Raw genomic sequence first — 12,276 nt, forward strand, 5'->3', positions numbered from 1 at the left:
ACAATAGGTTATGATTAGCCCATTCTGCTGCGTCAACCTTTGGCGCAGCTCTTCATTTTCTACTGGAGGCATGCGCTTTTATGGCTTTTATCCCTAAAAATTACGCCCGTCTGGAAGTCGGATATCGGGAAAAGGCGCTAAAGCTCTTCCCTTGGGTTTGTGGACGTTGTTCCCGTGAGTTCGTGTATTCAAATTTGCGCGAGCTGACAGTACATCACATCGATCACGATCACTCCAATAACCCGGAAGACGGTAGCAACTGGGAGATGTTATGCCTGTACTGTCACGATCATGAGCATTCGAAATACACTGAGGTGGATCAGTATGGTTCTACCGTAGTGGCAGGGGAAGATGCGCAGAGAGACGTCGGCGAGGCGAAATACAATCCGTTTGCCGACCTGAAGGCGATGATGAACAAGAAATAACAGCAACTGCGGGCCCGACACCGATGTTTGCCGGGCCAGGTTAATCAGGATTTAAACGTCGCAATCGGTTCGGGCGTAATACCAAACTCAACCTTCAACTGCTGCTTGCTCTTCATCACCATCTCACCGTTGGTATCAACCGTCATATGCTGCGCGTCAATATTGTTACGCGCCTGCCATAACATCACCAACTGTAAGCTATTCTCTTTTTGTTCTGCTGTTAGCGCTACCCCATCCGGCCATTTTCCGAGCTCAACGGCAGTCGATAAGCGCTGATAAACTTCCGGCGTCATACTGTTGATCATCTCATCAAGATTCATGTTAAATCCACTCTCCGTAGAATAATTTGCTGAATCGTTTCTTCAACCCTTGGTTTGCTCACCGTTTTCACTATCGGTGAAGTTCAAAGACGCTGAGTTAACGCAGTACCGTTCACCGGTAGGTTTCGGACCATCCGGGAAGACGTGTCCCAGGTGCGCATCACAGTTTCCGCAGCGGATTTCTATGCGCTGCATGCCGTGTGACGTATCTTTTATGTAATGGATAGCCTCATCGCTGACAGGCTCGTAAAAGCTGGGCCAGCCGCAGCCAGAGTCATATTTTGTCTCGGAACGAAATAGCGGTTTATCGCAGATCAGACAGTGGTAGATGCCGTCACGCTTGTTATGCAGCAAACGCCCGGTAAATGGCGGTTCTGTCCCGTGATTCTGCGTCACGTAGAACTGCATTTCGGTTAAATTTTTTTTCAGTTCTTCTGGAGAAGGTTGATTAGCCATTTGCTCACATCTCGCTTTATCTAAACTCACATCGCGAGACAGATTCTAACAAAACATTAACACCGGAGTGCGAACTTTTGTTCTAAACTTGATCCTTGCGAAATGGCAGCCTGCAATTCGTGATCAAAATCACGTTTTTATCTTGATTGCCCTTTAAAATTCGGGCCGCCGACCCCATGTGGTTTCAAGCCCAAAGGAAGAGTGAGGCGAGTCAGTTGCGCAAAGCTTAGGCAGCAGATTGATTTGTCGCAATGATTGACACGATTCCGCTTGACGCTGCGTAAGGTTTTTGTAATTTTACAGGCAACCTTTTATTCACTAACAAATAGCTGGTGGAATATATGACTATCAAAGTAGGTATCAACGGTTTTGGCCGTATCGGTCGCATTGTTTTCCGTGCTGCTCAAGAACGCTCTGACATCGAGATCGTTGCAATCAACGACCTGTTAGACGCTGACTACATGGCTTACATGCTGAAATATGACTCCACTCACGGCCGTTTCAACGGTACCGTTGAAGTGAAAGACGGTCATCTGATCGTAAACGGTAAAAAAATCCGTGTTACCGCTGAACGTGATCCGGCTAACCTGAAATGGGACGAAGTTGGTGTTGACGTAGTAGCTGAAGCTACTGGCCTGTTCCTGACAGATGAAACCGCTCGTAAGCACATCACTGCTGGCGCGAAAAAAGTGGTTCTGACTGGTCCGTCCAAAGATAACACTCCGATGTTTGTTAAAGGCGCTAACTTTGACAAATACGAAGGTCAGGACATCGTTTCTAACGCATCCTGCACCACTAACTGCCTGGCTCCGCTGGCTAAAGTTATCAACGACAACTTCGGCATCATCGAAGGTCTGATGACTACTGTTCACGCGACCACCGCTACTCAGAAAACCGTTGATGGCCCGTCTCACAAAGACTGGCGCGGCGGCCGCGGCGCATCCCAGAACATCATCCCGTCCTCTACCGGTGCTGCTAAAGCTGTAGGTAAAGTACTGCCAGAACTGAACGGCAAACTGACTGGTATGGCGTTCCGCGTTCCTACCCCGAACGTATCCGTTGTTGACCTGACCGTTCGTCTGGAAAAAGCTGCTTCTTACGAAGAAATTAAGAAAGCAATCAAAGCTGCTTCCGAAGGCCCGATGAAAGGCGTTCTGGGTTACACCGAAGACGACGTAGTATCTACCGATTTCAACGGTGAAGTTTGCACTTCCGTGTTCGATGCTAAAGCTGGTATCGCACTGAACGACAACTTCGTGAAACTGGTATCCTGGTACGACAACGAAACCGGCTACTCTAACAAAGTTCTGGACCTGATTGCTCACATCTCCAAATAAGTTGAGATGAGTATCTGATCCAAAAAGGCGACTTCGGTCGCCTTTTTTTATGACCAAAATATTCACATACCAAGGATTGCATCATGATTAACAAAATTTTCGCTCTCCCGGTCATTGAACAGCTTACCCCTGTCCTCTCCCGCCGTCAGCTTGATGAGCTTGAGGTTCTTGTTGTCGATCACCCCCAGGTTAAAGCGTCTTTCGCGCTACAGGGCGCACATCTTCTTTCCTGGAAACCAAACGGCGAAGAGGAAGTCCTGTGGTTAAGCAACAATACCCCGTTTAAAACCGGCGTAGCGCTGCGTGGCGGCGTACCAATTTGCTGGCCGTGGTTTGGTCCGGCTGCTCAGCAGGGCCTGCCTTCGCATGGTTTTGCCCGTAACTTGCCATGGACGCTGAAAGCGCACAACGAAGACGACAATGGCGTGGTGTTGACGTTTGAACTGCAGAGCAATGCCGAAACGCGTCAGCTTTGGCCGCACGAGTTTTGCCTGCTGGCCCGTTTCAAAGTGGGAGCCACCTGTGAGATGGAGCTGGAAGCTCACGGTGAGTTTGAAACCACCTCGGCACTGCATACCTATTTCAACGTTGGTGACATTGCGGCAGTGAAAGTTAGTGGTCTCGGCGATCGCCTGATCGATAAAGTGAATGATGCTAAAGAAGATGTGCTGGCTGATGGTATCCAGACCTTCCCGGACCGCACCGATCGTGTCTATCTGAATCCGGAAGCGTGCAGCGTGATTCATGATGATGCGTTGAATCGCAATATCGACGTTGTCCACCACCACCACCTGAATGTCGTGGGCTGGAACCCTGGCCCGGCGCTGTCCGTCAGTATGGGTGACATGCCGGATGATGGCTACAAAACGTTTGTTTGTGTAGAAACGGCTTACGCGACCGCTCCGCAGAAAACCACCGAAGAAAAACCATCTCGCCTCGCGCAGACTATTCGTGTTGCTAAACGCTAAGACAACTCTGCACAACATGCCGGATGCGGCTAACGCCTTATCCGGCCTACAAACACACGCAGTCGTAGGCCTGATAAGCGCAGCGCCATCAGGTAAATCAGTGCAACATGCCGGATGCGGCTAACGCCTTATCCGGCATGCAAACCACACGCAGCCGTTGGCCTGATAAGCTGCGTGAGCATCGTCATTTGGCAAATCAGGCCATATCCAGCGCTGTTTTACCTTTTGGCGCCGGATACGCCTTATCTAACTGCTTCAGCTCATCTACAGAGAGCGTTATCTGCAGCGCGGCGGCATTTTGTTCGACATGCGCTACGCTTGCGGCTTTCGGAATTGCTATTACACCCGACTGACGAATCACCCACGCCAGCAAAATCTGCGCAGCACTAACATTGTGCACGCGCGCAATGTCATTCACCACGGAATTAGAAAGCAAATCGCCACGCAGGCGTCCCGCCTGGGCCAGCGGACTGTATGCCATAACCGGCATCTGCTGCTGCTGGCACCACGGCAGTAAATCATATTCAATACCGCGCGAGGCTAAATGATAAAGCACCTGGTTAGTCGCACACTCCCGTCCACCGGGTACCTGCCATAACGCCTGCATATCATCATAATCGAGATTTGAGACGCCCCAACGGCGGATTTTCCCTTGCGCAATCAGTGTTTCCATGGCATCGACGGTCTCTGCAAATGAAAAATCGCCCATCCAGTGCAGCAAATAGAGATCCAGATAATCAGTTTTCAGTCGACGCAGGCTGGCTTCGCAGGCGGCAATGGCTTTCTCTCCACCGGCATTCCATGGGTAAACTTTCGAGACTAAAAAAGCGCTATCACGCCGTCCCGTTAATGCTTCACCCACCACCTCTTCCGCTGCACCATCAGCGTACATTTCTGCGGTATCAATCAATCGCAGGCCGAGATCCAGTCCGGCCTGCAGCGCAGACACTTCATCCCGGCGTCGGCTTGGATCCTCGCCCATGTACCATGTTCCCTGCCCAATAGCAGGAAGCGATACCTGGTTTGTAAACGTCACCTGTTTCGCTGTCATCGCACCCTCCTGTGTTAATGCACCACAGTAAAGCAAAACAACGTGCATGTGTCCTGTTAGGGTGCACAAATTGCACCATCATGATCTGGGGGTTGTCTTAAATTTAATGACGTAAAAAAGCCCGCAGAGATGCGGGCTAGTGTTTGACACCGAGTAGTATCAGAACTTGTAGGTCACACCTACCGAGAAGATGCCAGACCAGGACTTATCGACCATCGGGCTGTCTTTCACTTCATCACTCAAACGCACATAACGGCCAGTGCCGTACACGTTCCAGTTGCCAAGGAAGTTATAGCTCGCGGTCAACTCCAGGTACGGATCCCATCCATCGTCAGCGTTGTAGCTATTCAGACCACTGCGGCGAGACTCGTGATTGGACACACCATAATAGTAGTCGTTGTAGTTTTCGCTGCTGTACTGCACACCGATACCCGGCGTCAGGGTCAGACCACCATTGGTGTAACGGTAGAGCCAGGCCAGATCCCAGATAAAGCCGTTGCTGTTATCCAGGGTATCACCCGCCAGTGCGGTACGCAGGAAACCATACTGGGTGTTATGTACATATGATAGACCAGCCATCAAGCTGCTTTTACGCTTGTCGAGTTGGCGTAAAGCATGGCTATCGCTATCACCCGGCTTGAAATGCGTCGGATCATAGTACGCCATGATGGAAAGCTTATCTGCCGTATCATTCCACAAATAGTAACCGCCACCCAAGCCGCGGAACCACACATTATCGCCTTCATAGGTGACAACCGGAACAGGGTAAACATCGCGGTCATACTGTTTGTACGGGCTATTAATCACACCAACACCCGCGCCAACAGTCCACTGACTTTCCGCCTGTGCGGTGCTAACTGCGGTTGCGGCAAGGACGCCAAGTGCCAGAAGTTTGAGTTTGGTCACAATCCATAATTCCTTATTCAAATGTGTAGCGGTCAAAGTGTAACCGCCAATACGCTTCAGCCCAACTATTTTACGTATTCACCCCAGAATGTAACCCCCTAATTTCTCAGCGAGTGATGACATTTTGCTTGCAGCACGGTGAACACCGCATGAATCCCGCTCCAATTCTTTACATAAGATGTGCTTTTTTTGCTGATGAGTTATTGATATGCCATTGAAATTCATTTGCGCACACAGGCAAGTTTTGCAAATGCCATCTACGCTTAATTTTAGAAGGTGTATCACCGAATACGTTGATCTCCTGACCACTAAAATGGCATGAGAGTTGCTTATTTCTTCAGCAGCGACGTCGTTCAGTTTACCTCTTCAGGGGCCTCTACTATTCATATGAACGGCTCTTAACATGTGCTAAAAAACGAAAGGACGGCATACCATGAATATATTCGATCACTATCGCCAGCGTTATGAAGCTGCCAAGGACGAAGAGTTCACGCTGCAGGAGTTTCTTACCACTTGTCGGCAAGATCGCAGTGCTTATGCCAACGCGGCAGAGCGGCTATTAATGGCTATTGGTGAGCCTGTCATGGTTGACACTGCCCATGAACCTCGACTTTCTCGACTCTTTTCGAATCGGGTAATTGCACGCTATCCCGCTTTTGAAGAGTTTTACGGCATGGAAGACGCCATTGAGCAGATTGTTTCTTATTTGAAGCATGCGGCTCAAGGTCTGGAAGAGAAGAAGCAGATTCTGTATCTGCTGGGGCCTGTGGGAGGGGGGAAATCATCTCTTGCTGAGCGGCTGAAGTCGCTGATGCAACGAGTACCGATTTATGTCCTGAGCGCCAATGGCGAACGTAGCCCGGTCAACGATCATCCGTTATGCCTGTTTAATCCGCAGGAAGACGCGCAGATCCTGGAAAAAGAGTATGGGATCCCGCGTCGTTATCTCGGTACGATCATGTCGCCGTGGGCTGCTAAACGTCTGCATGATTTTGGCGGGGACATTACAAAATTCCGCGTCGTCAAAGTCTGGCCGTCTATTCTGGAGCAGATCGCAATCGCTAAAACGGAGCCTGGTGATGAAAACAACCAGGATATTTCTGCGCTGGTCGGGAAAGTGGATATTCGTAAACTCGAACACCACGCCCAGAACGATCCTGATGCCTACGGTTATTCGGGCGCACTGTGCCGCTCAAACCAGGGGATTATGGAGTTCGTTGAGATGTTTAAAGCACCGATTAAAGTGCTGCATCCTCTGCTGACCGCCACCCAGGAAGGAAACTACAACGGGACAGAAGGTATCTCCGCCCTGCCGTTTAACGGGATTATTCTTGCCCACTCGAACGAGTCTGAATGGGTAACGTTCCGTAATAACAAAAACAATGAGGCGTTCCTTGACCGTGTTTACATCGTCAAAGTGCCTTATTGCCTGCGGATCTCTGAAGAGATCAAAATTTACGAAAAACTGCTTAACCACAGTGAGCTGACCCATGCGCCTTGCGCACCGGGCACGTTGGAAACGCTCTCTCGCTTTACCATTCTTTCTCGCCTGAAAGAACCTGAGAACTCGAGCATTTACTCGAAGATGCGCGTTTACGATGGCGAAAGCCTGAAAGATACCGATCCAAAAGCGAAATCCTATCAGGAGTATCGGGATTACGCCGGGGTTGATGAGGGAATGAACGGTCTGTCCACGCGTTTCGCGTTTAAGATCCTCTCTCGCGTCTTTAACTTTGACCATGCCGAAGTGGCAGCTAACCCGGTTCATCTGTTCTACGTACTGGAGCAGCAAATCGAGCGTGAACAGTTCCCGCAGGAGCAAGCTGAGCGTTATCTTGAGTTCCTGAAAGGCTATCTGATCCCGAAATATGCTGAATTCATCGGCAAGGAGATCCAGACAGCTTATCTCGAATCCTATTCCGAATACGGACAGAACATTTTCGACCGTTATGTCACTTATGCGGATTTCTGGATTCAGGATCAGGAGTATCGCGATCCAGATACCGGTCAGCTGTTTGATCGCGAGTCACTGAACTCAGAACTGGAGAAAATTGAGAAGCCGGCGGGTATCAGTAACCCGAAAGATTTCCGTAACGAGATCGTCAACTTTGTTCTGCGTGCCAGAGCGAATAACAGCGGTCGCAATCCAAACTGGACCAGTTACGAAAAACTACGCACGGTTATTGAGAAGAAAATGTTCTCCAATACCGAGGAGCTGCTGCCGGTCATTTCGTTCAATGCTAAAACCTCGACTGACGAGCAGAAAAAACACGACGATTTTGTCGACCGTATGATGGAAAAAGGCTACACGCGTAAACAGGTGCGTTTACTGTGCGAATGGTATTTGCGCGTACGTAAATCGTCTTAACATAAGTGCCCGGTGGCGCATGCGCTTACCGGGCTTGCAAAACAATGTTCCGTAGGCCGGATAGCGACAGCGCCATCCGGCACTTACAGACATGGCGAACAGTTGGCAGTACGGGGGGCTTATGACCTGGTTTATTGACCGGCGTCTTAACGGCAAAAACAAGAGCACGGTAAACCGCCAGCGCTTCTTACGCCGTTATAAATCGCAAATTAAACAGTCGATCTCCGAGGCCATTAACAAGCGTTCGGTGACTGATGTGGATAGCGGCGAATCTGTCTCTATTCCGACTGATGATATTAGCGAACCAATGTTTCATCAGGGACGTGGTGGCCTGCGCCATCGCGTACATCCGGGTAACGACCATTTTGTGCAGAATGACCGCATTGAACGCCCACAGGGCGGCGGTGGCGGCTCAGGAAGTGGACAAGGCCAGGCCAGCCAGGATGGTGAGGGTCAGGATGAGTTCGTCTTTCAGATCTCTAAAGATGAATATCTTGATCTGTTGTTCGAAGATTTAGCACTTCCTAACCTGAAGCAGAATCAGCAGCGTCAGTTAACGGAGTATAAAACACACCGGGCAGGTTTTACCTCTAACGGTGTGCCTGCCAACATTAGCGTGGTGCGATCCCTGCAAAACTCACTGGCGCGCCGTACGGCGATGACAGCGGGTAAGCGTCGCGAACTGCATGCTCTCGAAGCGGATCTGGAAACCATCGCGAAAAGCGAACCAGCGCAGTTGCTGGAAGAGGAACGGTTACGCAAAGAGATTGCCGAACTGCGGGCAAAAATCGAACGCGTGCCATTTATCGACACCTTTGATTTACGCTACAAAAATTATGAAAAACGCCCCGACCCTTCCAGCCAGGCGGTGATGTTCTGCCTGATGGACGTCTCTGGTTCGATGGATCAGTCGACCAAAGATATGGCTAAACGTTTTTATATCCTGCTGTATCTGTTCTTAAGCCGGACCTATAAGAACGTGGAGGTGGTTTATATTCGCCACCATACCCAGGCGAAAGAAGTGGATGAACATGAGTTCTTCTACTCTCAGGAAACCGGGGGAACCATTGTCTCCAGTGCGCTGAAGTTAATGGATGAAGTGGTGAAAGATCGCTACAACCCTGCCCAGTGGAACATCTATGCTGCACAGGCATCGGACGGTGATAACTGGGCAGATGATTCACCGCTGTGTCATGAGATTTTGGCGAAAAAGCTACTGCCAGTGGTACGCTATTACAGCTATATCGAAATCACTCGCCGCGCCCACCAAACCTTATGGCGTGAATACGAACATCTGCAATCAACCTTTGATAACTTTGCGATGCAGCATATCCGCGACCAGGATGATATTTACCCGGTATTTCGCGAACTGTTTCATAAGCAAAGTACGACCAGTAACAATTAATCTAAACAAATCAGTCAGCGCGTAGATGTGCTGACTGATTTTATAAACAGTGCCCCATCCTGTTTTTATTTTCCCTTAACAGAGCAGCAGGCAATGTAGTTTAGCTGATGACGTTGCGAACGGAAGAAGCGAAACATTTTCAGGAACCGACGACGATTTTCGCTCGTGCGTAAGCCGTTAAACACAATTTTAACTGCCCCTGTAAGCCCTTCATCACGAATTAATCCGCGCGGTGACATCAGCGACATGTTGCCATTCTGCTGCAAGACCTGTTCGAACCCGGAGTTAAGAAACAAATCACGCCAGCCTTGTCTGGTCATTGGGCTAACGTTTGATTTCACCACATCGACAAGCTGGCCCTGTTCGCCCGCGCCCAGTTTTTGGGCGGTGAACATAATATCGTGGGTGAGCAGGCGCCCACCGGGCTTCAACACACGATAATATTCGGCAATTAACTTCGCCTTCGCTTTATCGGCATACATTGTCAGCATGGCTTCGTTAATCACAACATCAAAACTGTTATCCGCAAAAGGCAGGGTACTGGCATTCGCAGCCATCACATGGATGTGATTTTCCAGCCCATTTGCTGCCACATTATTTCTGGCATTAGACAGCGCGGTTTTATCCATATCGATAGCGTAGACCGTACAACCAAAGCGTTGAACTAACTCTATCGCCGTCGTGGCCATGTTGCACGCCACTTCAAGCACCTGGCTGCCGGGCGTCAGCTGTGACTGGCTAAACAACCATTCTGTTGCTTCAACGCCGCCCGGACGCAGACGGGTTTTGCCCAGGCTGGCTAAAAATGTATGACCCGCTTTTTCAGTCGCGCTCATTGGCCTGTCTCCTTTTATAAGTTGCATTATAAATACAACATTAAGAGTTAAAGGTGAAGCGCGCGAATGATTTTTATTACAAAATGTCCTTGCCCGTAGCGTTAGAGCGGATGTATGCCGTGTGATAGACTGAACTATCAGACTTACAGGGCTGTAAATCATTATGAAATTGCATCATAAAGCGCTCAGGCTCTTTATCTCCGTCAGCGTAATTGTTTTGACGTCTTCTTTTTTGGTTTATGAGCTCATTGCCAGCGATAAAGCAATGAATGCGTACATGCGCTATATCAATGAGAAAGCCGACTCATCGTTCCTCTATGATAAGTACACAAATCAGAGCATCGCAGCCCATCTGATGCGCACATTTTCGTCCCCCCATGAGCCAGCCTCTCTCGAACAGCAAAAAGCACTTTGCACCGCTTTCGACAGCGTTAACGGCGCTCATGGGCTCAACCTTACTAAGCACAACTATCTGCCATTGCACGGTACGTTGCAGACCACCTCAACAAAATGTAGTGAACAGCTTGATGACATTTTTCTGCTGCCTTCTTTTGACCGGGCGGTCAATGTTAATCGTCAGCAGAAAGATTACGGTCAGGGATTAGGGACGTTAGAGTATAAATTTCGATATTACGTCGATCTCAAAAATAACTACGTCTATTTCTATGATTTGATCGACTCGCGGAAATTTGCGATACACAACTGGTCGTTTTTGCAAAAAGGTACGCTGGGAATCGACCAGAATGATATTGATGGTATTTTCACCGGCCGCACGGTGATTTCCAGTATTTATGAAGATAACCTGACCGAGAAAAAAGTGATGAGCTTTTTAACACCGGTCTACTACACCGGTAAGTTAAAAGGTGTGGTGATGGTAGATATTAATAAAGAGAATTTACAGAATATTTTCTATACCAGCGACCGCCCTCTCGTCTGGCGCTATCTTAACGTAACGGTCTCGGATACCAGCTCCAGTAAAGAGATTCTCGTTCATAAAAGTGAAACCGATCTGTTCCGCTATGTTGACTATGAGAAGGACATACCCGGTGGTATACGCATCACACTCTCACTCGATGTTATGTATTTTATTGTCTCGTCCTGGAAGATATTCGCATTCTATTTACTGGCAACGATATTACTGCTGAATATGGTCAGAACGCATTTTCGGTTGTATCACAACGTCACGCGGGAAAATGTCAGTGATGCGATGACCGGGCTCTACAACCGTAAAATTTTAACGCCGGCGCTTGAGCAGCGTTTGCAACAGTTGGTGAACACGGGAACGCTCGTCACCTTTATCGCCATCGACTGCGATAAACTGAAAGTCATCAATGACACGTTAGGGCATAAAGAAGGCGATCGGATTATCACCCATCTGGCCAAAGCCATTCAAAGCTCTATTCGCAAAAGCGACTACGCCATCCGCCTCGGCGGCGATGAGTTTTGTATTATCCTCATCGACCACCCCAGTGATTTAACGCCCCGCCTGCTGGAGAGAATTCGCTATAACTTACAAATTATTGCGCATGATATATCCATCAGCTTCTCTGCCGGGGTTTACAATATGCAGCCGAACGACACTATTGATGATGCTTACAAAGCATCTGATGCACAGCTCTATCTGAACAAACAGAAAAAACACGCCGGTGCGTGATTATTTTTCTGCAGGATTTTCATTGTCGTACCAGGAGTAAGTCATGACGGAAGTGAACAAAGGTAACGCAACGCATCAGCGTTTAATTTCGCTGTTGTCAGAGCAAGGCGCAACGTACCGCGTGGTAAGCCATGAAGCCGTCGGCAAATGTGAGGCAGTTTCTGAAATTCGTGGTACCGCACTGGGCCAGGGAGCAAAAGCGCTGGTCTGCAAAGTAAAAGGCAACGGCGTCAATCAGCATGTCCTGGCGATCCTCTCTGCCGATCAGCAGGCCGACCTGAGCCGGTTAGCCAGCCATATTGGCGGGTTGAGAGCCTCTCTTGCCAGCCCGGCGGAGGTAGATGAACTGACAGGCTGCGTATTTGGCGCTATCCCACCGTTCAGTTTTCATCCTAACCTCAAGCTGGTCGCTGATCCGCTACTGTTTGAGCGTTTTCATGAAATTGCGTTTAATGCCGGGTTGCTGGAAAAATCCGTGATCATGGATACCGCAGATTACCTGCGTATCGCGCAACCTGAATTAATCCTTTTCCGCCGCGAACAATAATGG

Annotated in this window: 12 protein-coding genes; 7 read left to right on the forward strand and 5 right to left on the reverse strand. The window is 49.2% G+C overall.

Features of this window, described 5'->3' with window-relative positions:
* Positions 1 to 80: 80 nt before the first annotated feature.
* On the forward strand, positions 81 to 425 hold the full coding sequence (gene yajD, locus GUC46_RS13930) for an HNH nuclease YajD (protein WP_016150104.1): 345 nt from the start codon (positions 81 to 83) through the stop codon (positions 423 to 425).
* 44 nt (positions 426 to 469) lie between these two features.
* On the opposite strand, the gene GUC46_RS13935 is transcribed toward yajD, so the two are convergent.
* The gene (locus GUC46_RS13935; RefSeq protein WP_160180378.1) at positions 470 to 745 is read right to left on the reverse strand and encodes a YeaC family protein; all 276 of its coding nucleotides are present in this window, start codon (positions 743 to 745) and stop codon (positions 470 to 472) included.
* A 42-nt stretch (positions 746 to 787) separates the two neighbouring features.
* The gene (gene msrB / locus GUC46_RS13940) at positions 788 to 1,201 is read right to left on the reverse strand and encodes a peptide-methionine (R)-S-oxide reductase MsrB (RefSeq protein ID WP_003030695.1); all 414 of its coding nucleotides are present in this window, start codon (positions 1,199 to 1,201) and stop codon (positions 788 to 790) included.
* Between the two features lie 341 nt (positions 1,202 to 1,542).
* Here msrB and gapA point away from each other — a divergent pair, with 341 nt between their 5' ends.
* Together gapA and GUC46_RS13950 are read left to right on the forward strand one after the other, a co-directional pair.
* The gene (gene gapA / locus GUC46_RS13945) at positions 1,543 to 2,538 is read left to right on the forward strand and encodes a glyceraldehyde-3-phosphate dehydrogenase (RefSeq protein ID WP_003030697.1); all 996 of its coding nucleotides are present in this window, start codon (positions 1,543 to 1,545) and stop codon (positions 2,536 to 2,538) included.
* Between the two features lie 83 nt (positions 2,539 to 2,621).
* The gene (locus GUC46_RS13950) at positions 2,622 to 3,506 is read left to right on the forward strand and encodes a D-hexose-6-phosphate mutarotase (RefSeq protein ID WP_003846660.1); all 885 of its coding nucleotides are present in this window, start codon (positions 2,622 to 2,624) and stop codon (positions 3,504 to 3,506) included.
* A 196-nt stretch (positions 3,507 to 3,702) separates the two neighbouring features.
* Here the strand turns inward: GUC46_RS13950 and GUC46_RS13955 are convergent, their stop codons facing one another.
* Both GUC46_RS13955 and GUC46_RS13960 read right to left on the reverse strand, forming a co-directional pair.
* On the reverse strand, positions 3,703 to 4,557 hold the full coding sequence (locus GUC46_RS13955; protein ID WP_003846662.1) for an aldo/keto reductase: 855 nt from the start codon (positions 4,555 to 4,557) through the stop codon (positions 3,703 to 3,705).
* A 159-nt stretch (positions 4,558 to 4,716) separates the two neighbouring features.
* Positions 4,717 to 5,463, reverse strand: a complete 747-nt coding sequence (locus GUC46_RS13960; RefSeq protein WP_003030706.1) for a MipA/OmpV family protein — start codon at positions 5,461 to 5,463, stop codon at positions 4,717 to 4,719.
* 433 nt (positions 5,464 to 5,896) lie between these two features.
* Here GUC46_RS13960 and yeaG point away from each other — a divergent pair, with 433 nt between their 5' ends.
* Together yeaG and GUC46_RS13970 are read left to right on the forward strand one after the other, a co-directional pair.
* On the forward strand, positions 5,897 to 7,831 hold the full coding sequence (gene yeaG, locus GUC46_RS13965; RefSeq protein WP_003030707.1) for a protein kinase YeaG: 1,935 nt from the start codon (positions 5,897 to 5,899) through the stop codon (positions 7,829 to 7,831).
* 121 nt (positions 7,832 to 7,952) lie between these two features.
* Positions 7,953 to 9,236, forward strand: a complete 1,284-nt coding sequence (locus tag GUC46_RS13970; protein WP_003030708.1) for a YeaH/YhbH family protein — start codon at positions 7,953 to 7,955, stop codon at positions 9,234 to 9,236.
* A 65-nt stretch (positions 9,237 to 9,301) separates the two neighbouring features.
* Here the strand turns inward: GUC46_RS13970 and GUC46_RS13975 are convergent, their stop codons facing one another.
* Complete coding sequence (locus GUC46_RS13975; protein ID WP_003840870.1) at positions 9,302 to 10,072, reverse strand: class I SAM-dependent methyltransferase; 771 nt, start codon at positions 10,070 to 10,072, stop codon at positions 9,302 to 9,304.
* Positions 10,073 to 10,235: 163 nt separating this feature from the next.
* Here GUC46_RS13975 and dgcJ point away from each other — a divergent pair, with 163 nt between their 5' ends.
* Both dgcJ and GUC46_RS13985 read left to right on the forward strand, forming a co-directional pair.
* Positions 10,236 to 11,726, forward strand: a complete 1,491-nt coding sequence (gene dgcJ, locus GUC46_RS13980) for a diguanylate cyclase DgcJ (RefSeq protein ID WP_044712080.1) — start codon at positions 10,236 to 10,238, stop codon at positions 11,724 to 11,726.
* Between the two features lie 43 nt (positions 11,727 to 11,769).
* Positions 11,770 to 12,273 carry a YbaK/prolyl-tRNA synthetase associated domain-containing protein gene (locus GUC46_RS13985; protein WP_121539929.1) on the forward strand — a complete coding sequence of 168 codons (504 nt, stop codon included), beginning with the start codon at positions 11,770 to 11,772 and terminating at the stop codon, positions 12,271 to 12,273.
* The last annotated feature ends 3 nt before the right edge of the window (positions 12,274 to 12,276 follow it).

The organism is Citrobacter sp. LUTT5 (assembly GCF_009905315.1).
GTDB classification, from domain to species: Bacteria; Pseudomonadota; Gammaproteobacteria; order Enterobacterales; family Enterobacteriaceae; genus Citrobacter; species Citrobacter freundii.

What these genes read in the sequence shown, in the direction of transcription:
- yajD (WP_016150104.1), top strand. Translation starts at nt 81, where the DNA reads ATGGCTTTTATCCCTAAAAATTACGCCCGTCTGGAAGTCGGATATCGG.
- GUC46_RS13935 (WP_160180378.1), bottom strand. Translation starts at nt 745, where the DNA reads ATGAATCTTGATGAGATGATCAACAGTATGACGCCGGAAGTTTATCAG.
- msrB (WP_003030695.1), bottom strand. Translation starts at nt 1,201, where the DNA reads ATGGCTAATCAACCTTCTCCAGAAGAACTGAAAAAAAATTTAACCGAA.
- gapA (WP_003030697.1), top strand. Translation starts at nt 1,543, where the DNA reads ATGACTATCAAAGTAGGTATCAACGGTTTTGGCCGTATCGGTCGCATT.
- GUC46_RS13950 (WP_003846660.1), top strand. Translation starts at nt 2,622, where the DNA reads ATGATTAACAAAATTTTCGCTCTCCCGGTCATTGAACAGCTTACCCCT.
- GUC46_RS13955 (WP_003846662.1), bottom strand. Translation starts at nt 4,557, where the DNA reads ATGACAGCGAAACAGGTGACGTTTACAAACCAGGTATCGCTTCCTGCT.
- yeaG (WP_003030707.1), top strand. Translation starts at nt 5,897, where the DNA reads ATGAATATATTCGATCACTATCGCCAGCGTTATGAAGCTGCCAAGGAC.
- GUC46_RS13970 (WP_003030708.1), top strand. Translation starts at nt 7,953, where the DNA reads ATGACCTGGTTTATTGACCGGCGTCTTAACGGCAAAAACAAGAGCACG.
- GUC46_RS13975 (WP_003840870.1), bottom strand. Translation starts at nt 10,072, where the DNA reads ATGAGCGCGACTGAAAAAGCGGGTCATACATTTTTAGCCAGCCTGGGC.
- dgcJ (WP_044712080.1), top strand. Translation starts at nt 10,236, where the DNA reads ATGAAATTGCATCATAAAGCGCTCAGGCTCTTTATCTCCGTCAGCGTA.
- GUC46_RS13985 (WP_121539929.1), top strand. Translation starts at nt 11,770, where the DNA reads ATGACGGAAGTGAACAAAGGTAACGCAACGCATCAGCGTTTAATTTCG.